Raw genomic sequence first — 24,682 nt, forward strand, 5'->3', positions numbered from 1 at the left:
AGCTTTAGTACATAGGCACTAAAGCTGTTACAATCTTGTGTCTTTCCAAAAATTCACTTCGAGATGGGAAGATGGATTGTAGGGAAGTAGTTTATATCCTTGTGAGTGCAAATAATCAATTACTTTTGGGAGTATTTGCACTGTGACACTAGAATCATGCATTAAAATAACCTCTACTTGTTCATCGCTTTGATTTCGTACTCTTTCTAGTATTGCGGAAGGATTATCATAGCTTTTCCAGTCATATGTATCAATTGTCCAATCCCACATTTTATATTGGGCAGATACGAGTGCATCACGGTAATTCTTTTTTAAGTAAGGCATGCTACCGTATGGGACACGAACGAGATGTGTATTTAAATGTGTAACTTGCTGGACAATGTTTTGGGTTTGCTCCATTTCTGCAATTAAAACAGATGGATCGCCAGTATAAAGACGTTTTACATCATGTGACATACTATGGAGACCGATATAATGTCCATCTTTAATCAATCGTTCCATCGTTTTTTTATAATGTGGCACCTTTCCGCCAATAACGAAGAAAGTTGCTTTTCCGTTCTTCTCTTTTAAAATATTTAAAATTTGTGGTGTGTATTTATTTGGTCCGTCATCAAATGTTAAGTACGCAATTTTTGTTGTAGGAGAGGTAGTTTGAGTGCTTTCGTAATCTTTTACTTGAATGTCTGTAGTTGCTTTTGTATTCGATGATGCGTACATAGTAATAGTTAAAAATAAAATTATACATTGAAGTAATCGCTTGATCATAACATTCACCCTCAGTTTGACAATCAAGATGTAAAAATGAAAATTTGATACTTTTTTCGTTATACGTATATCTTTCTCCAATAGAGGCACTCTCAAACAATCTATATTTTGGAAATGAGGAATAAGGATTAAAAAATAAAAAATAGCATCCTCTTATGAAAAGAGGATGCTATTTGAATATTTCATAATAGTAAAGGCTATACTACAATTAGTCTTCGCGTTTTTTCACTTTTTTATAGAAGGAAATAATTGGTTTGTAACGTTCGTGTACAAGACCGATTACTTCAGCAATGATTTCTGTAAAGAAGATTAAAACGAAAAGAAGAATAATGGATAACCATAATGTCGCACTAGTGAAAATGATTGCATTTACACTAAAGAATATACCAAATGCGTAAATAATTAGTACCGTTTTACGATGAGAGAATCCCATTGCAAGTAAACGGTGATGTAAATGCGACTTATCTGGTGCTGAGATAGGCTTTTTATTTACGATACGGCGGATAATTGCAAACGTCGTATCAAATATAGGTACACCTAAAATAATAATTGGAACGATAAAGCTGAATAACGTTACGCTTTTGTATAATCCAAGTAACGATATAACAGAAATACAGTATCCTAAAAATAGTGCTCCTGTATCTCCCATGAAAATTTTTGCTGGATGGAAGTTGTAGAATAAAAATCCAATTGTACTTGCTAATGTAATCAGTGCTAGAGGTAATATAATAGCTGCTCCAGTACCCCATGGGCTAGTGAAGGCCATATATGCTAGCGTTGCAAGTACGATAGATGAAATCCCTGCGGATAATCCATCTAATCCATCAATTAAGTTGATGGCATTTGTAATACCGACAATCCAAAATACTGTAATTGGATAAGCAAGCCACCCGAGTTCAGTATCTCCAAGGATTGGAATATATAATACTTGCACTAATAATCCACTTTTGACAATCATGATGGCAACTAATAGTTGTCCACCGAATTTTACCCTCGCAGATAGTTCGTACATATCATCTAAAATCCCGATGATAACAATGATGATAGCACCTAAAGTTATCGATAGCATTCTTTGTTCGTATAATCCACCGACAACAAATCCTACAGCTACACCAATGAAAATTGCTAACCCGCCAAGACGAGGCATAATTTTTTGGTGTACTTTACGCGCGTTTGGCTTATCTGTTGCTCCTATTTTGAAAGCTAATTTAATAACTAAAGGAGTAACGACGAGTACAGTGATGAAAGATGCCAAAATGGCATAAATCACTTGTGAGTCCATTAATACCCCACCCTTTATAGTTTAACGTAATTTTTTCAATCGTATTTATCTAAAAATTATGATGTTTATTTACAGGCTCATAACATATGGTATCACAAAAAGATTAGAATTCAATCTTTTTTTCTTTTGGCTGTAAAGGGGAGTGAATAGAATATATGACAATTGGATATGGAATGTTGTGTCCTTTGAGAAGGTTGATCTCATATTGTGGCTTGTAATATGACATTGTACTTTCCTCTCATATAGCGATGACTTTTGTTTCAGTATTATAAGTGTTGCACGTAAAAATGAGTAAGTTCCGTGTTAAATTGTGGGAATTTACATTTTGTATATATTGCATCATTTAACTTTACAAAATCTTAAAAAATAATAAAAAAACAATTCATATAATAAAGAAGTGAAAGAGTTTTCTCATTCTTAGTGTGAGAGGGGGAAGCACAGGGGAATTCTATGTATTCGTATATTTTCTTATGTATATTCCTGTGCGAAAGGAAAATGAAAATTACGATAATAGGTACCGGATATGTTGGATTGATTACAGGAGTAGGATTGGCGAGATTGGGACATTCAGTCACATGTTTCGATATAAATAGTGAAAAAATTGAACGGATTAAACAAGGCAAGTTACCTATTTATGAATGTGGATTAAATGAATTAATAAATGAAGCATACGAAAATAATCATTTAACTTTTACAGCAAGTAAATCAACGGCATTTAATGATGTAGAGTTTATATTTATTGCAGTTGGAACGCCATCTTTATTAGATGGAACAGCAGATTTAACGTATATTCGTAGTGCTTGTGATGATATTGGAACATATGTGAATAACGATATTATTGTTGTTACGAAAAGTACGGTTCCTGTAGGGACAAATGATGTAATGAGAAAATGGATTGAGGAGAAACTACAAGGTAGACATGAATTATATATTGTATCGAATCCAGAATTTTTAAGGGAAGGTTCTGGTATTTATGATTTTTTTCAGGGTGATCGTATCGTAATTGGATCATGTAGTGAAGAAGCGGCAAGGAAAGTAGAGAATTTGTACAGTAAATTAAGCTTAAAAACGTATATTACAGATATTCGAAGTGCTGAGATGATTAAATATGCATCTAATGCTTTTTTAGCCACGAAGATTAGTTTTATTAATGAAATTTCTAATATATGTGAGCAAGTGGGTGCAGATATAGTAGATGTAGCTACAGGGATGGGGATGGATAAGAGAATTGGTGCATCTTTTTTAAATGCAGGCATCGGATATGGAGGATCTTGTTTTCCAAAAGATACGAAAGCACTTGTGCAAATTGCAGGGAATGTTTCTCATGATTTTCGCTTGTTGAAAGCAGTCATTGAAGTGAATAATAAACAACAGTTGTTGTTAGTTGAAAAAGCGAAGAAAATTATAGATATGAAGAAGAAGCGAATTGCGGTTCTTGGTGCAGCATTCAAACCGAATACTGACGATATTAGGGAAGCGCCATCTATTATTATAATAGAAGAATTAATTAATATAGGTGCGAATGTGGTTTTATATGACCCACAAGCCATTCAAAATGTAAGAGGTTTATTTGGAAATACGATACGATACGCTGAGTGTATAGATGAATCGATTAGAGAGGCGCATGCAGTTTTTATCGTAACAGAATGGGAATCAATTCGAAATTATCCGCTAGAAAAGTATGCGCAGCTTATGAGGGAACCTATTCTATTTGATGGGAGAAATTGTTATACTAATGAGGATGCCGGGAAGTATGGATTAAATTATTACTCAGTTGGGCGAAAAGACGTCTGTAATAGTAATGTTTCTCAGGCGCGTTAAAAAATGTATTTTCACATGCATATTTTTATATGCGATAATAGAAGTTTTAACTAGTGAAAGAAAAGAGGCAATGAAATGACTGAACGTTTAAAAGTAATGACAATTTTCGGGACACGACCAGAAGCAATTAAAATGGCACCTCTTGTATTAGAGTTGCAAAAACACCCAGAGAAGATTGAATCGATTGTGACTGTAACAGCACAACACCGTCAAATGTTAGATCAAGTATTAAATATCTTTGGAATTACGCCGGATTTCGATTTGAATATCATGAAAGATCGTCAAACGTTAATTGATATTACAACACGTGGTTTAGAAGGTTTAGATAAAGTAATGAAAGAAGCGAAGCCGGATATCGTACTTGTGCACGGTGATACAACGACGACATTTATTGCAAGCTTAGCTGCTTTCTATAATCAAATTCCAGTAGGACATGTTGAAGCAGGACTTCGTACATGGGATAAGTATTCTCCATATCCAGAAGAGATGAATCGCCAACTAACAGGTGTAATGGCGGATCTTCATTTCTCACCTACAACAAAATCAGCAACGAACTTACAAAAAGAAAATAAAGATGAGTCACGTATTTTCGTAACAGGAAATACAGCGATCGATGCACTGAAGACAACTGTAAAAGAAACTTATAGCCATTCGGTGTTAGAGAAACTTGGAAATGATCGTCTTGTACTTATGACAGCACACCGTCGTGAAAATTTAGGAGAACCAATGCGCAATATGTTCCGTGCAATTAAGCGTCTTGTTGATAAGCACGAAGATGTACAAGTTGTATACCCTGTTCATATGAATCCTGTTGTTCGCGAAATAGCGAATGATATTTTAGGCGAGCATAGCCGCATTCATTTAATTGAGCCGCTAGATGTAATCGATTTCCATAACGTTGCAGCTCGTTCATACTTAATGTTAACTGATTCTGGTGGTGTACAAGAGGAAGCACCATCACTAGGTGTGCCAGTTCTTGTCCTTCGTGATACGACGGAACGCCCAGAAGGTATCGAAGCAGGTACGCTGAAATTAGCAGGAACAGATGAAGAGACAATCTTTGGTCTTGCTGATGAGTTGTTATCTGATAAAGAAGCTCATGATAAGATGACGAAAGCATCTAACCCTTACGGCGATGGTCGTGCATCAGAGCGTATTGTAGAAGCGATTTTACAACACTTCAACAAGTAGAGTGAAACTTTAATAAATGGGGTTTTCATCTTCCATTTATTATTAGCCCACAACAATTGCGGGAAATAAAAAGAGCCAAATCGTATACGATTTGGCTCTTTTTTTATTCATGATTCCTCATAATCCACTCTGCATGAGCATTTGTAGAAGGGGGAGGAGGAGGTGGTGTTTTGTTCTCACTCGGTTCCTTCTTTGCTTTTGCGCTGGAGTTAGAATTTGAATCGGAATTTGTATTCTCACTTTTTGTAGTTTCTGTTGAGACTCTTGCTTTTTCTCCTATTTCCTTTTCAATTTCGTTACGTACAGTCTCTACACTGATTGGATCTGGAAGGAAGTAATAAATACCGCCAATTTTTCTGTCTTCTCCTTCAATTTTTAACGTTTGTATTGTAGAAGGATCGAATCCAGAGATTTTATTGTAAAGAGCAAGTCCGTCTGAAATAGGAATATCGGTTTTTATATATTTCCCAACTACCGCTGTTAAATCTTTAATTTTAAATACGGTTGAAGCAGAATTTAACTTTTGGGCAACAGCCGCCAGTACTTGCCTTTGTCTCGCAGCTCGACCATAGTCCCCGTTAGGATCTTGCTTTCGCATGCGGACGTAAGCGAGTGCTTCTTCGCCATTTAAGTCTTGTTTACCTTGTTTAAATGGAATTAATTTGTAATAATCTATATCGGAGCGCTCCTCGAAATCAAAAGGAACATCAACTGTAATACCTCCAACAGCATCAACGATACCTTTAAAGCCTTGGAAATCAATTTTAATATAATGATCAACAGGAACTTTTAAAAACCCTTCGACAGTGTCAATTGTCATCCTTTCTCCACCGTAAGCATGAGCAGCGTTAATTTTGTCTTCTTTATTTTTGCCAACAATCTTAACACGAGAATCGCGTGGGATACTCATAAGTGAAATCTTTTTTGAGTTTGGATTAACTGTTGCGAACATAAGTGAATCTGTTCGACCGTTTTGACCATCTGTTGCGTAATCTTCAATACCCATAATTAGTATTGTGAAAGGTTTTTTTGTGATTTCCACATCTTCTGCTCGTAATTTAGATTTTTCACGGTTAAATCCACTGTACATCCCCATGAGAGAAGTGTAGGAATTTAACATATAAAGTCCTACGCTACCAAATAAAAATGCGAAAATAAGAAAGAAGAAAAACTTTCTTCTACGTTTCTTTTTTATTCTGCTATTTTGGAGATGATAATAACGTTCTTCCATATATAATCTCCTTATTCATTTGTAGGGAATTAATTCACTACATTAATCTTTAAAGGCGATAAGTTAGCTATTCTTAGATAACGTCTTGTTCTAAGTACAACATATCTCCTTCTTTAATTGTACATTTCCCGTTTGTTAATTCAATCATCCAAGTTGTGAATGGTTGTTTTTTGTCCTCTTCTACATACGTATCAAATGTGACATTTTCTAGGTAATGTATATCTTTAATGGCATATTCTGAATTGCGTAATTCATTTTCAACTTTGCCAAGCGAAGTGTAATCAATTTCTGTTTGCATAACGCGCATTAGTTTTCGTTCAACAACGCCTACATGGTTAAGACCTTCACTTGTACATTTTCCATATGCACGAATTAATCCGCCAGCACCAAGTTTAATGCCGCCAAAATAGCGCGTAACGACAACGACAGTATCTTTTAGACCGCGTTTTTTTAATACCTCTAACATAGGTACACCAGCTGTGCCGCTCGGTTCACCGTCATCGTTCGCTTTTTGAATTTGATCTTGTTCACCGATTAAATATGCGGAACAATTATGTGTTGCATTCCAATGCTGTTTTTTTATTTTTTGTATAAATGTTTGAGCTTCATCTTCCGTTGTGGCGCGACTCACATAGCAAATGAATCTTGATTTTTGAATGACAATTTCGTGCTCACCGTAGCCTTTAATTGTTAAATATTGTAATAACAATGGTATACGCCCCTATCTTTCAAAATGACTAGTACTTTACATTTTAAAAGCGAGCGTTTTTATATTCAAACATTTTTTACAAATATGTTGAAATTTTTGGTGAGTATTTTATCTTTTTGTTGTAATTTGTCGAGCGGGTGATTGTAGTCTCTAACCGGCATTTTTATGTATGGATGCACCTTTTCTAGTTTTCGTGTAAAATTAGGGGATAAAAATTTTTTATAAGGCAGGTACGAAAATGAAAACAGCTATTGTTACCGATAGTACAGCATATATACCGAAGCATATTCGTGACGAACTCAATATATATATGATACCATTAAACGTTGTGTTTGGAACGGAATCTTATCAAGAAGAGGCTGAAGTTTCAGCAAATGATTTTTATATAAAAGTGCGTGAACAAGAAGAACTTCCGAAAACTTCGCAACCAGCAATTGGAAAGTTTTTAGAGTTATATGAAGAGTTATCTAAAGAATATGATGCAGTTATTAGCATTCACCTTTCCAGTGGAATTAGTGGTACATACCAAACAGCAACGACAGCTGGACAGATGGTAGATGGTATTGATGTATATACGTACGACTCTGAAATTAGTTGTGAAGTACAAGGATTTTACGTGCGTGAAGGGGCGAAATTAGTAAGTGAAGGGAAAGCCCCAGAAGCGATTATCGCTCGCTTTGATGAAATGAAGCAAACGATGGATGCTTATTTTGTAGTGGATGATTTACATCATTTACAACGTGGTGGAAGATTAAATAGCGCACAAGCTTTCATCGGTAGTTTGTTACAAGTAAAACCAGTATTATACTTTAGAGATAAAGTAATTATTCCATTCGAAAAAATTCGTACGCGTAAAAAAGCGTTAAAGCGTATCGTTGAAATCTTTGATGAGCAGGCAAATAAAGGTGTGCCTATGGAAGCTGTTATTATTCATGCGAATCGTGAAGAGGAAGCTAATGAATGGAAACAAGAATTAGAAGAGATATACCCTCATGTTACAATTCGCACGAGTTATTTCGGGGCTGTAATTGGGACGCATTTAGGTGAAGGTGCGCTTGGTTTAGGTTGGTATACGAAGTGATAAAGATATAAAAGCTCTCTTACTTGAAGAGGGTTTTTTTACGGATATTTTACAGGAATTTGACAAGTTAATATTTGGAAATGGTAAAATGTACGTAAAATTAAACAATGAGGAAAGTTTTATTACTTACTTTTTACAAGAAACTATCTTATAATAGAATAGAGGTGAAACATATGGAGCATAATTCTTGTTTATGTCCAAAGTTTGAGTCAGCTTTTACAATGCTTAGTAAGAAATGGACTGGCTTAATTATTAAATCTTTGCTCGAAGAGCCGAAACGCTTTAGAGAAATCGCAGATATTATACCAAATATGAGCGATCGCATGTTGTCAGAACGTTTAAAGGAATTAGAAGGCGAAGGCATTGTAATTCGTAGTGTTTACCCAGAAGTACCAGTTAGAATCGAGTACGGTTTAACTGATAAAGGGAAAGCGTTGGAAAGTGTTATGGATGAGGTCCAAAATTGGGCTGAGAAATGGATGAAGTAACGTTTCTATCTCATTCATATTGGAGTATTTTCAAAACGTAAGGGAATCCCTTACGTTTTTTTCAATTCTATAAAAAACGACGTAAGGCTCTTGAAATTCTACATATATATACAAATTTAGATATACTTTGCTATAGAGATAAATGTAATATTACATTTATTTTACAAAACCGTAACATTAGCAAAAAAACTCCCGAATTATGGTATAAATTTTAATAGGTTATATACGGAAAACGAAAAAAGAAAAAAGAAAGCGGTGTAAAAAATAAAATGAAAAAGCTAAAAATGGCATCTTGCGCACTAGTTGCAGGGTTAATGTTTTCAGGGCTAACACCAAATGTATTTGCAGAAGATAAAATTTCTGACGTAAAATCACAAATTAACACACAAAATGATACTTTACATAAACAACAACAAGAACGTGATGAATTACAAAAACAAATGAATGACTTAAACAAAACAATCCAAGGTTTGGATAAGTCTGTGCAAGAGAACGCTTCAAAACTTGATGAAACAACAAAAAAAGTTTCTGATACTGAGCAATTAATCGAAAATAAAAATAAAGATATTGCAGAACTACAAACAAAGATTGCAAAACGTGAAGAGTTATTAAGAAAACGTTTAGTAGCACTTCAAGAACAGCCAAATACGAACATTGTGACAGAAGTTCTTGTAAACTCTAAAAACGTTGCAGATTTAGTTGATCGTTTAAATTCTGTTTCTAAAATTATGGAATCTGACGAAGATATCATGAAAACTCAACAAGAAGATCAAGTGAACGTGAAAAAAGATGTTGAAACAGTAAAAGAAAAACAAAAAGAATTAAAAGAAGCACAATCTCAAATTGAAACTGCTAAGAAAGAACTTGACGCTGAAAAAGAGAAAAAAGCAACAGCGGTAAACGATTTAAGCGGTAAAATGGATACAGTTGTAACTACAATGACAAGTACGGAAGGTCAATTGAAAGAGCTTGAACAACAGGCATTAAAATTACAACAAATCGCTGAAAAAGAAGCGCAAGAAAAAGCTGCACAAGAAGCTGATGCTCAAAAACAAGCAGAACAAGCTGCTAAAGAAGCACAAGTTCAACAAGCACAAGCACCTGCAGAACAAGCTGCACCGGCAAACAATGGTGGACAAGCTCAAAAAGAAGAACCTAAAAAAGAAGAGCCTAAAAAAGAGACACCTAAACAAGAAAACAAAAAACCAGAGCCAGCACCAGGTCCAACTCCGGCTCCTGGCGTAATTGGTAAAGCACAAAGCTACTTAGGTTTACCATATGTTTGGGGAAGTGCATCTCCATCAAACGGTGGTTTTGACTGTAGTGGATTCATTTCTTACGTATTTGGTGTAGGTCGTCAAGACGTTGCAGGTTACTGGAACTCAGTTTCGAAAGTAAGTAGCCCACAACCTGGAGATCTAGTATTCTTCCAAGGTACTTATAAAGCAGGTCCATCTCACATCGGTATTTACGTTGGTAACGATCAAATGATTCATGCTGGTGATAAAGGGATTGCATACGCAAGCCTAAGTAGTAGCTACAACCAGAAACATTTCTTAGGATACGGTAGATTCTAGGATTTATAATTGAATAAAAAACGTGTATAAAGTCGATAGCTTACTATTTTATAAGTAGGTTATCGGCTTTTTTGAGTTTTTACGAGATAAAGAGAAGGATTTATAGTAGTGCTGGAGGTGGCTATTGATGATGTTAGCTGGTAGACAGTTACTGTTAGAAGAACTTTCTTCAGATTTGCAGGATAAATTGGATCATTTGAAAAGGAATCGAGAAGTCGTTTGTGTACAAGGGGTAATTAAGAAATCTTCAAAATATATGTGCCAGCGCTGTGGAAATATAGAGCAGCGGCTATTTGCATCATTTCTATGTAAAAGGTGCAATAAAGTATGTACGTATTGCCGGAAGTGCATAACGATGGGTAGGGTAAGTGAATGTGCTGTACTTGTTCGCGGGATTGCTGAAATAAGCGGAGAAAATTACTTGAATCCGTTACAGTGGGAAGGCGTTTTGTCTGCTGGTCAGGAGTTAGCTGCGCAAAGTGTCGTTGACGCTGTTAAGCAGAAAGAATCATTTTTTATTTGGGCGGTGTGCGGGGCTGGAAAAACAGAAATGTTGTTTCGCGGAATTGCAGAGGCACTACAAAAGGGAGAGAGAGTTTGTATTGCAACGCCGAGAACGGACGTTGTACTTGAATTAGCACCAAGATTACAAGAAGTGTTTCCAAATATAAATGTAGCTGCTTTATACGGAGGGAGTTTAGACCGAGAAAAAGATGCGGCGTTAATCGTTGCAACTACACATCAATTGTTACGTTATTATAGGGCATTCCATGTCATGATTGTAGATGAGATAGATGCTTTTCCATATCATGCGGATAAGATGTTGCATTATGCAGTAAATGAAGCGATGAAAGAGGAGGCAGCACGTATTTATTTAACAGCAACTCCAGATGAAAAGTGGAAGCGTAAATTGCGGAATGGTAAGCAAAAAGGGGTTATTATTTCAGGACGTTATCATCGTCATCCGTTGCCAGTTCCAGCATTTCGGTGGTGCGGAAATTGGAAAAGGGGTCTTATGCGTAAAAAAATTCCTCGTGCTTTATTACAATGGTTAAATATGTACTTATCTAAACGATATCCCATTTTTCTATTTGTTCCTCATGTGCGATATGTAGAAGAAATTAGCCAGTTATTAAAATCATTAAACAATCAAATTGACGGTGTGCATGCAGAAGATCCGAAGAGAAAAGAAAAGGTAGCGGCTTTTCGAAAGGGAGAAATCCCATTATTAGTTACAACGACGATTTTGGAACGAGGAGTAACTGTGAAAAATTTACAAGTGGCAGTTTTAGGAGCTGAGGAAGAAATATTTTCAGAAAGTGCTCTCGTTCAAATTGCAGGGCGTGCTGGTAGAAGCTCTGATGAACCGCATGGAGATGTCATCTATTTTCATTATGGAAAGACAGAGGCGATGGTGCGTGCGAAAAAACATATTCAAAGTATGAATAAGAATGCCAAAGAACAAGGATTGATAGATTGATGCATTGTCTACTTTGTGATGAGTATATTTCATATGCGATTAGTTGGTACACTTTTTTTGTTAAGCTTCATAAAAAGTATATATGTGATGGATGTGAACAACAACTTTCCTATATTATAGGAAATATTTGCAAGGAGTGTGGTCGGCCTTTAGAACTTGTACCAGCTGAATATAAAAACGGGGATATTTGCATGGACTGCATAAGGTGGACGAACGAGCGGAGGTTTCCGCCTCTCATAAATCGTTCGTTGCATGTGTATGATGAAGGGATGAAAGAAATATTAGCACAGTTTAAATTTCGAGGAGATGCTGAATTAGTGCATATTTTTCATCAGCCTTTTCGAAGTCTTTTTCAAAAATATTTTGCGAATGTTTCAGCTGTCATTCCGGTCCCTCTTAGTGAAGAGCGAGAATATGAGCGTGGTTTTAATCAAGCTGAGTTACTAGCTTCTTGTTTGCCTATCAAAATGTTTTGTACATCATTAAGAAGAATAGAAACAGAAAAACAAAGTAAGAAGAAGCGTAAAGAAAGGATATCGGGAGTTAATCCTTTTTATTTTCAGGGAGAAGAGCTGTTTCATGAGCAACATGTTTTAATTGTGGATGATGTGTATACGACAGGAATTACTGTTAGGCAAGTTGGAAGCCTTTTGTATGATCGAGGAGCGAGAGAGGTTTCTTGTTTGACGCTTTGTAGAGGTTAATATGTGAATGTCGAAAGGAATAATAAAAAGACGACAGATCTTGTTTGACTAACACTCTTGTCATTCGTTATAGTCAGAATATGGGGCGAATGCCCTGATTTTAAGAGTGAAGGGAATGGAATGAACATGCAAGGACGAGTGAAATGGTTCAATGCAGAAAAGGGATTTGGGTTTATTGAGCGTGAAGATGGTGACGATGTGTTTGTTCATTTTTCTGCTATTCAACAAGATGGGTATAAGTCGTTAGAAGAAGGTCAACAAGTGGAGTTTGATATTGTTGATGGAGCACGTGGACCACAAGCAGCTAATGTTGTGAAACTGTAAAAATTAAGTTTTTGGAAAAGATAGAGCTGTATTTTTAGCAGCATTATATAGATGGCGAAAGCTCTTGCTCGTAACAAGGGCTTTTTTGTTTTGGAGAAGTTGTCAAAAAGTTGTTTCTTTTCTGTAACCAATTGTCCACAGTTACATTCGTTATTCACGATGGTAATAGGATAAAATAAAGATAGAAACGATGCATCTTTTCATTTCAACAAAAAACGATAAAAAAATCGCAATTCCACTAATTTTTTTAAAAAAATTAGAAGGAGTTTTTAAGCCAATGTCGAAATTATAGTACATAGGCTTGAAAGGAGGAATTCATCTATGAAATTCAACATTCGTGGTGAAAATATTGAAGTAACTCCAGCATTAAAGGAATATGTAGAGAAAAAACTAAGTAAATTAGAGCGTTATTTTGATACATTCCCAGAGATTAAGGTTAATTTAAAAGTATACTCTGACAAGCAACGTATCGAGGTAACAATTCCATTTACAGATTTATTACTTCGTGCAGAAGAAACAAATAGCGATATGTACGCTGCGATTGATTTAGTAGTTGATAAAATTGAGCGACAAATTCGTAAACATAAAACAAAAGTAAACCGTAAATTACGTGAAAAGGGTTCTATTAAAACTAACTTTATCCTTCCAGAAGCAGTAGCTGTTCTGGATGAGGTAGAAGAGGATGAATTAGAACTTGTACGTACAAAACGATTCGATTTAAAACCGATGGACGTTGAAGAAGCGATCTTACAAATGGATATGCTAGGACATAATTTCTTCGTCTTCACAAATGCGGATACAAATGAAACTAATGTTGTATATGGCCGTAAAGACGGGAAATATGGTTTAATCGAAACAAAATAATCATTCAAAAGCGTAGCCGAAATGGCTGCGCTTTTTTGTATATTCTTGCTTTCGTATTTCTTAATATTGATGGGAATTTAAAGGTCCTATTCACAATGAAACTGAAATTTAGAAATTATGTCTTGTTACGGTCAATTGTATTACCATTCCAAAAGGATCTCGAACAATGGCATAACCAGGGCTGAATGAGTTTTTTTCGAACGGTGTTAAAATATAAACTTCATCATGTTTAATTAGATTGTGATAGAGTGCTTCAATGGTTTGGAAATCTTTAGATTGAATACATAAAGATGAGCTATTACTTAATTGCCAAGGGCGTGTGGAATCCACTGCTTGTTCTGCAATCATGATTTTATTAGTACCAATTTGTAAAACGGAATGGGTAATATAATGTTCTTGGCTTTCTTCATATGTGAAATTTGAGTCTATTTCTTTCATCTCTTTATAATTCTTTTTAAATAAAACTTTTGCACCTAAATATTGTTCGTAAAATGTAATTGCTTTAGCGCCTTGCCCGTTTAATGATAGAAAAGGGATTACTTCAAAGTTCATTGTATTGCCTCCTTCATATATGTTTACACTTATTACTATACAAATATAAGGTGCCAACATATGGCACCTATAGGGAGAGTTTATGAAAAGAGTTGAACGTTTAAATCAGATGCTACGTTTTATCAATCAAAAACAAATATTCACATTAAAAGATTTAATGGATGAATTTCAAATTTCAAAAAGGACAGCGTTACGTGATATTGCATCATTAGAGGAAATGGGTGCACCTCTCTTTGCAGAGTATGGTCGGTATGGAGGGTATCGTTTAATAAAATCGATGACATTACCACCGATTTCATTTACAAACCATGAAGTTTTTGCACTTTATTTTGCAATGCAAGCGCTAAGAAGCTTTGTAAGTAGTCCCTTTCAAATATCGTTTCAGTCCATTAATAAGAAATTTTTAGATAGTGTTTCGTCAAAACAGCGTGAGCAAATTGAAAACTTGCAAAAGAGAGTTACCTTTTACCACTTGGAACAAGCACATGAATGTGATTATCTAGAGGAACTTTTGCTAGCTGCTGTTCAAAATAAGGCCTTAAATATAAACTATGTAACGCCGAAGCAATCGACAATGCGCCGTATTCAGCCAATTTCGATTTATGCAATGAAAGGTTATTGGTATTGCCAGGCTTACGATTTAGATAAATCGGCTTACCGAGTGTTTCGCTGTGATCGTATTAGGTCGTTAGAAATAGTAGATGCTCAGGATAGTCTGGATTTGGAAAACATAAATATACATAACGCACATAGTCTTTGGAATGCAACTGAACAAGCTATTCAATTTAAATGCTCAATTACTGCGAGGGGGATAGAGATATTCAAGCAACAACAATATCCTTCGATTAAATTATGGGAAGAACACGAAGATACATATTTAATAGGAACTTATGAGCCTGCTGAAATCAACTTTATCATCTCGTATCTAGCTAGTTTTGGTAAAACTATAAAAATAATTGAGCCATCTTCTTTAAAAGAGAACTTGAAAGAATACTACTTAGATTTAATACAAAATTTGTAACGTAAATTTGAAGCGAAGAGATATTAGTTTGTTGGAACAAATAAAATAAAATAAAAACTTTTTCTGAATCTACGGCTCGACATTTGGACGATTGTTGTCATAGTTATAAGACAAGTGTTACAATTATCATTAGGTTTATACATTTTAGTTTTTTTAATTAGGAGAAAAATTGGCATAACATAAATTTGATTTTTATAACGACTGATTGTAAAGAGAAAAAGAAAGCAATCGGAAGTTTTATTTTAATAAAAGAGGAGCGTATTTCCTATGATCGGTATTTTAAAAAAGGTATTTGATGTCAACCAACGCCAAATTAAACGTATGCAGAAGACAGTGGAGCAAATTGATGCATTAGAACCATCTATTAAGCCGCTAACTGATGAACAATTAAAAGGAAAGACGATTGAATTTAAAGAACGTCTAACAAAAGGTGAGACAGTAGACGATCTACTTCCTGAAGCTTTTGCGGTTGTTCGTGAAGCAGCAACTCGTGTTCTTGGAATGCGTCCATATGGCGTACAGCTAATGGGTGGTATCGCCTTACATGAAGGAAATATCTCTGAGATGAAAACAGGTGAAGGTAAAACGTTAACATCTACTTTACCTGTATATTTAAACGCATTAACAGGAAAAGGTGTTCACGTTGTTACAGTCAATGAATACTTAGCACAACGTGATGCAAGTGAAATGGGAGAACTTCATGAGTTCCTTGGCTTAACTGTAGGGATTAACTTAAATAGTATGTCACGTGAAGAGAAACAAGCTGCTTATGCTGCTGATATTACGTATAGCACAAATAACGAGCTTGGATTCGATTACTTACGTGACAACATGGTGTTATATAGAGAGCAGTGCGTTCAGCGTCCACTTAATTTTGCTATCATCGATGAAGTCGATTCTATTTTAGTCGATGAAGCACGTACGCCGCTTATTATTTCTGGACAAGCTCAAAAATCAACAGAGCTATACATGTTTGCAAATGCATTCGTTCGTACATTAGAAAATGAAAAAGAGTATTCATTTGATGTGAAAACGAAAAATGTAATGTTAACTGAAGATGGTATTACGAAAGCAGAGAAAGCTTTCCATATTGAAAACTTATTTGATTTAAAACATGTAGCACTTCTTCACCATATTAATCAGGGGCTTCGTGCACACGTTGTTATGCACCGTGATACAGATTATGTTGTACAAGAAGGCGAAATCGTAATCGTAGACCAATTCACTGGTCGTCTTATGAAAGGTCGTCGTTATAGCGAAGGTTTACACCAAGCTATTGAAGCAAAAGAAGGCGTAGAAATTCAAAATGAAAGTATGACGCTTGCAACAATTACGTTCCAGAACTACTTCCGTATGTACGAAAAATTATCTGGTATGACTGGTACAGCGAAAACGGAAGAAGAAGAATTCCGTAGTATTTACAATATGAATGTTATCGTAATTCCAACGAATAAAGATATTATTCGTGATGACCGTGCTGATTTAATCTTCAAATCAATGGAAGGTAAATTCAATGCAGTTGTTGAGGATATTGTAAATCGTCATAAGCAAGGGCAACCTATTCTTGTTGGTACAGTTGCAATTGAAACGTCAGAGCTTATTTCAAAAATGTTAACACGTAAAGGTGTACGTCATAATATCTTAAACGCAAAAAACCATGCGCGTGAAGCAGATATCATTGCAGAAGCTGGTATGAAAGGCGCTGTAACAATTGCGACGAATATGGCTGGTCGTGGTACGGATATTAAGTTAGGCGAGGATATTAAAAACGTTGGCCTAGCAGTTATCGGTACAGAGCGTCACGAAAGCCGTCGTATTGATAATCAGTTACGTGGTCGTTCTGGTCGTCAAGGGGACCCTGGTGTAACACAGTTCTACTTATCAATGGAAGATGAACTAATGCGCCGCTTCGGTTCTGACAATATGAAAGCGATGATGGATCGTCTTGGCATGGATGATTCACAGCCAATCGAAAGTAAAATGGTTTCTCGTGCGGTAGAATCTGCACAAAAACGTGTAGAAGGAAATAACTATGATGCACGTAAACAGCTATTGCAATACGACGATGTACTTCGTCAACAACGTGAAGTAATTTATAAACAGCGTCAAGAAGTAATGGATTCAGAGAACTTACGCAGCATTATTGAAGGTATGATGAAATCTACGATAGAACGTGCTGTTGCACTTCATACGCAAGAAGAAATCGAAGAAGATTGGAACATTAAAGGTCTTGTCGATTACTTAAATACAAACCTTCTTGAAGAAGGAGATGTAAAAGAAGAAGAGTTACGTCGCCTTGCTCCAGAAGAAATGAGCGAATCAATCATCGAGAAATTATTAGAGCGTTATAATGAAAGAGAAAAACTTCTACCTGAAGAGCAGACGCGTGAATTCGAAAAGGTTGTTGTATTCCGTGTTGTAGATACGAAATGGACAGATCATATCGATGCAATGGATCATCTTCGTGAAGGTATTCATTTACGTGCTTACGGACAAATCGATCCACTTCGTGAATACCAAATGGAAGGATTCGCAATGTTCGAGTCGATGATCGCTTCTATTGAAGAGGAAATCTCTCGTTACATTATGAAAGCTGAAATTGAGCAAAACTTAGAGCGTCAAGAAGTTGTTCAAGGTGAAGCTGTTCATCCATCAAGCGATGGCGAAGACGCGAAGAAAAAACCGGTTGTAAAAGGTGACCAAATGGGACGCAACGATTTATGTAAATGCGGTAGTGGCAAGAAATATAAAAACTGTTGTGGCATTGGGCAGTAATAGGAAACTGTAGTTTAGACTGCTTTGCAAATTTTTACATCAAAAATGTATGATAAAAAGGATTAAACTCTCTCCGTAATAAGCGGAGAGAGTTTCCCTTGTTTTCATATGAAAGTAACAGCAATTACATAGAGGTGAAGGAAATGGAATTAGTAGAAATTAGGCAAGAATTAGAAAAAATGGCTAAGAGATTAGCGGCTTTTAGGGGGTCTCTTTGACCTTCCTACTAAGGAAAAACAAATTGCAGAATTAGAAGAAACGATGATGGGCGCAGGATTTTGGGATGATCAACAAGGCGCACAAGCTGTAATTAATGAAGCGAATGCGCTGAAAGATATGGTTGGAAGGTTCCGTCAGTTAGATGAGACGTTCGAAAACTTAGAAATGACGCATGACCTACTTAAAGAAGAGTATGATGAAGATTTACATGAGGAATTAGAATCTGAAGTGAAAACTTTAATTCAAGAAATGAATGAGTACGAGCTGCAGTTACTATTAAGTGATCCTTATGATAAAAATAACGCTATTTTAGAATTACACCCAGGTGCAGGTGGAACAGAGTCACAAGACTGGGGTTCTATGTTATTACGTATGTACACACGCTGGGCTGAGAAACGTGGGTTTAAAGTAGAAACGGTTGACTACTTACCGGGCGATGAAGCTGGTATTAAGAGTGTTACATTATTAATTAAAGGTCATAACGCTTACGGTTACTTGAAAGCGGAGAAAGGTGTACATCGTCTTGTACGTATTTCACCGTTCGATTCTTCAGGTCGTCGTCATACATCGTTCGTATCTTGTGAAGTTGTACCTGAATTCAATGATGAAGTTGAAATTGAAGTGCGTACAGAAGATTTGAAAATAGATACGTATCGCGCAAGTGGTGCAGGTGGACAGCACGTTAATACGACAGATTCAGCAGTTCGTATAACGCATCTACCAACAAACACGGTTGTAACATGTCAGTCAGAGCGTTCTCAAATTAAAAACCGTGAGCATGCGATGAAAATGCTGAAAGCGAAATTATATCAAAAGAAACTAGAAGAACAACAAGCGCAATTAGATGAGATTCGCGGAGAGCAAAAAGAAATTGGATGGGGCAGCCAAATCCGTTCTTACGTATTCCACCCGTATTCTCTTGTGAAAGACCATCGTACAAATACAGAAGTTGGTAACGTACAAGCAGTTATGGATGGGGAAATTAATCCGTTTATTGATGCGTATTTACGTTCTCGTATTTAATAAGAGAAAAAGCCAACAGAATTGTTGGCACATGCTGAGGTCCAAGAGGATATAAAGAGGCTTATCTTATTTATATTGATGAAATAAAGAGGAAGAGAAGTTGGAGGCGACAACTTCTCTTTTTGATGAGATTATATGTAGCATATAATGCCGTATATTGTTTTGTAAAAAGTAGAAAATAGTAAAACAGAGCGGTAATGGAGCAGAACTTTATATGGGATTTTTCTGATTTTGTTTGGAAAAAGAGGTTCTTTATAGAACTTTCTAAGGTGTTCACAGAATTGAAACAATTTGTGAAAGCTTTATTTCATTAGGCTTTTCACTATATTTGTGAAAGATATGAAATATACCTTGGTTTTTCTATATAAAGATAATGCTTATAATGAATATTGAATGTGTTATGAAGATTATTGTCTAGTTATGAATGAAAAGAATATCAACAATGGGGAGCGATAGAAGTGAAAAAGAAATTGTTGGCTATTGCGTTAGGGACATCAGTCGTTTTTGCTTTAGGAGCATGTGGAAATAAAGAAGAGAGTAAGTCTTCGAATCAGTCTGCAAGTACAGATAGTGCAGAACAAATTTTCCAAAGAAGTTGTGCTGGTTGTCATGCGAAAGATTTAGCAGGAGCAACTGGACCTGATTTAAGAAAAGTAGGCGGTAAGTATGACGCTGCAGATATCGAAGAAGTTATTAAAAAAGGTCGCGGCTCAATGTCACCTGGACTTATTCAAGGTGAGGACGCAAAAAAAGTAGCTGAATGGTTAGCGGAGCATAAATAAGAAACGTAATTAATAAACGAGCTGATTGTATAACTTGACCGAAAAGTGCTTCGGGTTAAGTAATTACATGAGCTCGTTTACCTTTTCTTGGGATGTAACATAACTGTAACAAAATTGTATCCGAATTGGAAACCGATTGATGTTACAATGGGGTTTGTAGAATTTTGATGAAATATATTACATAGAGTAGCTTTGCTAATAAAAAGCATGTATGGAAGCTACCTTCAACAAGAATGGTCGAGCGAAAATAAAGGTTTTTCTTTTATTTTCAAATGTACAGAAAAGTATTTCGAAAAAAATCATTAAGTATTGGGTGATAAATAATGATAAAAATGACGAATGTTTATAAGGAGTACCCAAATGGTATGAAAGCCATTGCTGGTCTCACAGTTAACATTAAACAAGGTGAATTCGTATACGTAGTTGGACCGAGTGGAGCCGGAAAATCTACATTTATTAAAATGATGTATCGTGAAGAGAAGCCATCTACAGGATCAATTAATGTAAATGGACTTGTAATTGAAACATTAGCAGAAAGAGATGTTCCATATTTCCGTCGTCAATTAGGCGTAATTTTCCAAGATTTTAAATTGCTACCTAAATTAACGATATATGAGAATGTTGCGTTTGCTTTAGAAGTAATTGAAGAAGAACCAGATGCAATTCGTGAACGTGTTACAGAAGTGTTAGGTCTTGTAGGTCTAGATGATCGTGCAGATGCACTTCCAAGCGAACTTTCAGGCGGAGAGCAACAACGTGTGGCGATTGCAAGAGCGATTGTAAATAGACCAAAGGTTGTAATTGCAGATGAGCCAACAGGTAACTTAGATATTGAAACAGCGCTTGATATTATGAATATTTTTAAACGTATTAATGAGCGTGGTACAACGATTGTTATGGCGACACATAACGCAGATATCGTAAATACAATTCGTCATCGTGTAATTGCAATTGAAGGCGGAAGAATTGTTCGAGACGAGATTGAGGGAGGATACGGATATGAAGGCTAAAACCCTTAGTCGACATTTGCGAGAAGGTGTGAAAAATCTATCCCGTAACGGATGGATGACATTTGCTTCTGTAAGTGCAGTAACAGTTACATTATTACTTGTAGGTGTCTTTTTGGCAGCGATTATGAATATGAACCATTTCGCGACGAAAGTAGAGCAAGATGTAGAAATTCGTGTGCATATTGATCCAGCAGCAAAAGAAGCTGATCAAAAGAAATTAGAAGAAGATATGAGTAAAATTGCGAAAGTAGATTCTATTAAATATTCTTCTAAAGAAGAAGAGTTGAAACGTTTAATTAAAAGCTTAGGCGATAGTGGAAAAACGTTCGAGTTATTTGAGCAAGATAACCCACTGAAAGATGTATTTATTGTAAAGGCGAAAGAACCAACAGATACGGCAACAATTGCAAAAAAGATTGAGAAAATGCAGTTTGTAAGTAATGTTCAATACGGTAAAGGTCAAGTTGAAAAATTATTTGATACTGTAAAAACTGGTCGTAACATCGGGATTGCGTTAATTGCTGGTCTTCTATTCACAGCGATGTTCTTAATCTCTAACACAATTAAAATTACAATTTATGCTCGTAGTACTGAGATTGAAATTATGAAACTTGTTGGTGCAACAAACTGGTTTATTCGTTGGCCGTTCTTGTTAGAGGGATTATTCCTAGGAGTATTAGGATCAATTATTCCAATTGGCCTAATTTTAGTTATATATAATTCATTGCAAGGTGTGTTTAATGAAAAACTTGGCGGAACAATTTTCGAGCTTCTACCATACAACCCATTCGTATTCCAATTAGCTGGTTTATTAGTGTTAATCGGTGCATTAATCGGTATGTGGGGAAGTGTAATGTCAATTCGTCGCTTCTTAAAAGTATAAAAAGTTGCAAACATAATTCGTACAAGCTTATCATATAGTAGAAATAGGTAAAGGCATCACACATCGTGTGATGCCTTTTGCTACACCACCTGTGTGTTCTGGAAAGGGGAATTCCGCATTGAAACGTAGAGTTGCAATTATTGGAATGGTTGTTGCATTTTTAATTGGTGCTGGCGGGATGTTTGGTGGTATGTACTGGTTTGGGATAAACCCAGCGTATGTAACGCAAACAGTATCGAATGGTAATGCTGGCACAGCGCAAGGGAATTTGGCAAAGATTAATGAGGCGTATGCACTAATCGATTCACGTTATGTGGAAGACGTGAAAGACGACAAATTAGTCGAAGGTGCGATACAGGGAATGTTGTCTACGCTGAAGGACCCTTATTCCACGTATATGGATAAAGAAACGGCAAAACAGTTTAGTCAGTCACTGGATCCTGAACTTGAAGGGATTGGAGCTGAAGTGAACAAGACGGACGGTAAGCTTATTATCGTATCGCCAATTAAAGGCTCACCAGCAGAAAAGATAGGAATTAAACCGAATGACCAAATTTTATCTGTAGATGGAAATAGTGTGAAAGATTTATCACGTGAAGAAGCAGTATTAAAAATTCGTGGTAAAAAAGGAACGACTGTTGCAATTGAAATTAAGCGCGCAGGAGTGGCTGATCCGATAGAATTTAAAATTAAGCGTGAAAAGATTCCGATTTTCACTGTATTTAGTTCCGTAAAGCAAGAGAGTGGAAAAGACATCGGTTATATGCAAATTACTTCTTTCGCTGAAAATACTGCGAAAGAATTTAAGGATCAGTTAAAAGAGTTAGAGAAGAAACATATAGCAGGCTTAGTTATTGACGTACGTGGTAATCCTGGTGGCTATTTAAATAGTGTAGAAGAAATACTAGGAGACATCATGACAGATAAAAAGCCAATGCTACAAGTAGAACAGCGAAATGGTGAGAAGAAGAAATTCTCTACAGAACTGAAAGAAAGAAAGTCATATCCAATTTCAGTATTAATTGATAATGGAAGTGCTTCTGCTTCAGAGATTTTAGCGGGTGCGCTGAAAGAGGGAGAAGGATACGATTTAATTGGTGAAAAAACGTTTGGTAAAGGTACTGTCCAACAAGCTGTTCCATTTAAAGATGGCAGCAACATTAAATTAACAATGTTTAAATGGTTAACACCAGATGGCAATTGGATTCATAAAAAAGGAATCGCGCCAACTGTAGAAGTAAAGCAACCAGATTATTATCATGCGACGCCAATTCAAATTGAAAAGACACTTTCATACAATTCAAATGATGTACAAGTAAAACACGCGCAAGAAATGCTTAAGAGCTTAGGATATGTACCAGGACGTGAAGATGGATACTTTAGCAAAGAGACAGAATCAGCACTAAAAGCATTCCAAAATGCGAATGAGATGGAAGCAACAGGACAACTTGATAAAAAGACAGCTGAAGTGATTCAAACTAAAATCATTGAAAAAATCCGTTCTGGAGAAAATGATTTACAATTACAGACGGCATTGAAATTAATAGCGAAATAAGAAAGAATACAGGCACTTTGATGCCTGTATTTTTTTTATGTGTTAAACAAACATTTCTTTAGTTATGATAAGATAAAAAGAAAAAATGATATAAATGGTGGTGAATGAATTCGTGGAGGCATGGCTTTTTGAAATACTACGAGCAGTTGGACGTTTTTTCTTACACCCTGCTGTCTATGTATTTTTAATTAGTAGTATCTTCGTTGGATACTTACGTATATTACGAGAACGAAAAGATTTTTCTTTTAAAGTATATGATATTTGGTTTGAACTACGAACAACTCTATTTGCAGGTATTGGGTACGGATTAATCGTATCTATTATTACGGTTGGGCTTGGGCTTGTTGTTTCAAAAGCGAGTTTATGGGCAATTTTACTTTGGACGTTATTATTCGGATTAACTGCTATGTATCGATATTTATCTGTAGCTTATACTTTCGGAATCGCTATTGTACTCGTGTTGTTATCGTCTAAGATGCCAGTTTCCTTCTTACAGCTTGGAGAAGGTGAAGAGGGTACGATTGTATCCCTTGCTATTTTATTAGGCGTTATGCTCGTTGTAGAGGGGTTATTAATCTCTAAAAATGCAGTTCGCTATTCTACGCCGAAAATTAACAAAGGTAAGCGTGGGCTACGAATTGGACTACATGAATCAAATCGTTTATGGCTTGTGCCAGTATTTATTCTTATACCAGGAGACGCGGTGACAGGATTTATTTCTTGGTGGCCTGTCGTTTCAATAGGTTCGACTACATACTCTTTATTCCTCGTTCCATTTTTAATTGGATTTATGAGAAAGGTTAGAAGTTATGAGCCGACGGAAGCTTTATTATTTACAGGAAGACGTGTCTATGGATTAGCAGGGCTCGTACTCGTTTTAGGTGTCGCAAGTTACTGGTGGCACGTACTCGCAATTATCGCGATGGGAGTCGCAATGCTTGGGCGCTTTACGATCTCGATGCAAGAGAAAATTGCAGACGAGAAAAGACCAGCATACTTTGCAGCACGTAATGATGGACTTGTTGTGTTAGATACAATTCCGAATACAATCGGGGCGGAGATGAATTTAAAGCCTGGAGAAGTTATTACGAAAGTAAATGGAATCATTCCAAGAAGTACCGAAGAGTTTTATGACGCGCTTCAAACGAAGACGACAGGAGCATTTTGTAAATTAGAAGTAGTAGATACAAATGGTGAGCTTCGTCTTGCTCAAACAGCATTATACGCCGGGGGACATCATGAATTAGGTGTTGTGTTTGTCCAGCAAGAGCATGAGTGGGATTCGGAAGCTATATAAAATAAAATGGAAACCTTCATCAAACACAGATGAAGGTTTTTTTAGTTT

22 protein-coding genes are annotated in these 24,682 nt (G+C 36.1%); 17 read left to right on the forward strand and 5 right to left on the reverse strand.

What is annotated here, in order from left to right:
• Nucleotides 1–27: 27 nt before the first annotated feature.
• Together MR071_RS00230 and MR071_RS00235 are read right to left on the reverse strand one after the other, a co-directional pair.
• A complete protein-coding gene (locus tag MR071_RS00230) occupies nucleotides 28–765 on the reverse strand; it encodes a polysaccharide deacetylase family protein (RefSeq protein ID WP_105585638.1) in 738 nt (245 codons plus the stop codon).
• Nucleotides 766–973: 208 nt separating this feature from the next.
• Nucleotides 974–2,047: a glycosyltransferase family 4 protein gene (locus MR071_RS00235; protein ID WP_105585637.1), complete on the reverse strand. Its 1,074-nt coding sequence runs from the start codon at nucleotides 2,045–2,047 to the stop codon at nucleotides 974–976.
• Nucleotides 2,048–2,497: 450 nt separating this feature from the next.
• On the opposite strand from MR071_RS00235, the gene MR071_RS00240 reads away from it, so the two are divergent.
• Nucleotides 2,498–3,868, forward strand: a complete 1,371-nt coding sequence (locus MR071_RS00240) for a UDP-glucose dehydrogenase family protein (RefSeq protein ID WP_105585636.1) — start codon at nucleotides 2,498–2,500, stop codon at nucleotides 3,866–3,868.
• A gap of 75 nt (nucleotides 3,869–3,943) precedes the next feature.
• Entirely contained in the window at nucleotides 3,944–5,059 is a 1,116-nt protein-coding gene (gene wecB / locus MR071_RS00245; RefSeq protein WP_002112886.1) for a non-hydrolyzing UDP-N-acetylglucosamine 2-epimerase, read from the forward strand.
• A gap of 103 nt (nucleotides 5,060–5,162) precedes the next feature.
• On the opposite strand, the gene MR071_RS00250 is transcribed toward wecB, so the two are convergent.
• On the reverse strand, nucleotides 5,163–6,290 hold the full coding sequence (locus tag MR071_RS00250; RefSeq protein ID WP_105585635.1) for an LCP family protein: 1,128 nt from the start codon (nucleotides 6,288–6,290) through the stop codon (nucleotides 5,163–5,165).
• 73 nt (nucleotides 6,291–6,363) lie between these two features.
• The gene (locus MR071_RS00255) at nucleotides 6,364–6,999 is read right to left on the reverse strand and encodes a YigZ family protein (protein ID WP_242234568.1); all 636 of its coding nucleotides are present in this window, start codon (nucleotides 6,997–6,999) and stop codon (nucleotides 6,364–6,366) included.
• 238 nt (nucleotides 7,000–7,237) lie between these two features.
• Between MR071_RS00255 and MR071_RS00260 the strand changes: the two genes are divergently transcribed.
• The 7 genes from MR071_RS00260 to hpf all read left to right on the forward strand — a co-directional run bounded on the left by MR071_RS00260 (nucleotide 7,238) and on the right by hpf (nucleotide 13,517).
• Complete coding sequence (locus MR071_RS00260) at nucleotides 7,238–8,080, forward strand: DegV family protein (protein WP_105585633.1); 843 nt, start codon at nucleotides 7,238–7,240, stop codon at nucleotides 8,078–8,080.
• Nucleotides 8,081–8,253: 173 nt separating this feature from the next.
• Nucleotides 8,254–8,568, forward strand: coding sequence for a winged helix-turn-helix transcriptional regulator (locus tag MR071_RS00265; RefSeq protein ID WP_070145482.1), 315 nt, complete (start codon nucleotides 8,254–8,256; stop codon nucleotides 8,566–8,568).
• A gap of 269 nt (nucleotides 8,569–8,837) precedes the next feature.
• Complete coding sequence (locus tag MR071_RS00270; RefSeq protein WP_105585632.1) at nucleotides 8,838–10,145, forward strand: C40 family peptidase; 1,308 nt, start codon at nucleotides 8,838–8,840, stop codon at nucleotides 10,143–10,145.
• A gap of 130 nt (nucleotides 10,146–10,275) precedes the next feature.
• Nucleotides 10,276–11,625 carry an ATP-dependent helicase ComFA gene (gene comFA / locus MR071_RS00275; RefSeq protein WP_105585687.1) on the forward strand — a complete coding sequence of 450 codons (1,350 nt, stop codon included), beginning with the start codon at nucleotides 10,276–10,278 and terminating at the stop codon, nucleotides 11,623–11,625.
• Nucleotides 11,625–12,329 carry a ComF family protein gene (locus tag MR071_RS00280; protein ID WP_242234571.1) on the forward strand — a complete coding sequence of 235 codons (705 nt, stop codon included), beginning with the start codon at nucleotides 11,625–11,627 and terminating at the stop codon, nucleotides 12,327–12,329. Before comFA ends, MR071_RS00280 begins: the two co-directional genes overlap by 1 nt.
• Before the next feature lie 126 nt (nucleotides 12,330–12,455).
• Nucleotides 12,456–12,653 carry a cold shock protein CspC gene (gene cspC / locus MR071_RS00285; protein ID WP_001990088.1) on the forward strand — a complete coding sequence of 66 codons (198 nt, stop codon included), beginning with the start codon at nucleotides 12,456–12,458 and terminating at the stop codon, nucleotides 12,651–12,653.
• Nucleotides 12,654–12,974: 321 nt separating this feature from the next.
• On the forward strand, nucleotides 12,975–13,517 hold the full coding sequence (gene hpf, locus MR071_RS00290; protein ID WP_105585630.1) for a ribosome hibernation-promoting factor, HPF/YfiA family: 543 nt from the start codon (nucleotides 12,975–12,977) through the stop codon (nucleotides 13,515–13,517).
• A 108-nt stretch (nucleotides 13,518–13,625) separates the two neighbouring features.
• On the opposite strand, the gene MR071_RS00295 is transcribed toward hpf, so the two are convergent.
• On the reverse strand, nucleotides 13,626–14,069 hold the full coding sequence (locus MR071_RS00295) for a VOC family protein (protein ID WP_105585629.1): 444 nt from the start codon (nucleotides 14,067–14,069) through the stop codon (nucleotides 13,626–13,628).
• An 82-nt stretch (nucleotides 14,070–14,151) separates the two neighbouring features.
• Here MR071_RS00295 and MR071_RS00300 point away from each other — a divergent pair, with 82 nt between their 5' ends.
• From MR071_RS00300 to MR071_RS00335, 8 genes are all read left to right on the forward strand, one after another.
• Nucleotides 14,152–15,090 carry a helix-turn-helix transcriptional regulator gene (locus tag MR071_RS00300; protein WP_105585628.1) on the forward strand — a complete coding sequence of 313 codons (939 nt, stop codon included), beginning with the start codon at nucleotides 14,152–14,154 and terminating at the stop codon, nucleotides 15,088–15,090.
• Between the two features lie 267 nt (nucleotides 15,091–15,357).
• A complete protein-coding gene (secA, locus tag MR071_RS00305) occupies nucleotides 15,358–17,865 on the forward strand; it encodes a preprotein translocase subunit SecA (protein ID WP_105585627.1) in 2,508 nt (835 codons plus the stop codon).
• A 143-nt stretch (nucleotides 17,866–18,008) separates the two neighbouring features.
• A protein-coding gene (gene prfB / locus MR071_RS00310) for a peptide chain release factor 2 (protein ID WP_098988193.1) occupies nucleotides 18,009–19,107 on the forward strand; the annotation gives its coding sequence in 2 pieces (ribosomal slippage) (nucleotides 18,009–18,080 and nucleotides 18,082–19,107; 1,098 coding nt in all).
• Nucleotides 19,108–19,565: 458 nt separating this feature from the next.
• Nucleotides 19,566–19,889 carry a cytochrome c551 gene (gene cccB / locus MR071_RS00315; protein ID WP_105585625.1) on the forward strand — a complete coding sequence of 108 codons (324 nt, stop codon included), beginning with the start codon at nucleotides 19,566–19,568 and terminating at the stop codon, nucleotides 19,887–19,889.
• A 323-nt stretch (nucleotides 19,890–20,212) separates the two neighbouring features.
• Nucleotides 20,213–20,899 carry a cell division ATP-binding protein FtsE gene (gene ftsE, locus MR071_RS00320; protein WP_105585624.1) on the forward strand — a complete coding sequence of 229 codons (687 nt, stop codon included), beginning with the start codon at nucleotides 20,213–20,215 and terminating at the stop codon, nucleotides 20,897–20,899.
• Nucleotides 20,889–21,782, forward strand: coding sequence for a permease-like cell division protein FtsX (gene ftsX, locus MR071_RS00325; RefSeq protein ID WP_105585623.1), 894 nt, complete (start codon nucleotides 20,889–20,891; stop codon nucleotides 21,780–21,782). The genes ftsE and ftsX overlap by 11 nt, the downstream gene beginning before the upstream one ends.
• A 118-nt stretch (nucleotides 21,783–21,900) precedes the next feature.
• Nucleotides 21,901–23,337: a S41 family peptidase gene (locus MR071_RS00330; RefSeq protein ID WP_105585622.1), complete on the forward strand. Its 1,437-nt coding sequence runs from the start codon at nucleotides 21,901–21,903 to the stop codon at nucleotides 23,335–23,337.
• Nucleotides 23,338–23,449: 112 nt separating this feature from the next.
• Nucleotides 23,450–24,634, forward strand: coding sequence for a PDZ domain-containing protein (locus MR071_RS00335; protein WP_181149483.1), 1,185 nt, complete (start codon nucleotides 23,450–23,452; stop codon nucleotides 24,632–24,634).
• Nucleotides 24,635–24,682 lie beyond the last annotated feature (48 nt).

The sequence above is a fragment of the Bacillus cereus group sp. BfR-BA-01316 genome, assembly GCF_022664195.1.
Taxonomy (GTDB): domain Bacteria; phylum Bacillota; class Bacilli; order Bacillales; family Bacillaceae_G; genus Bacillus_A.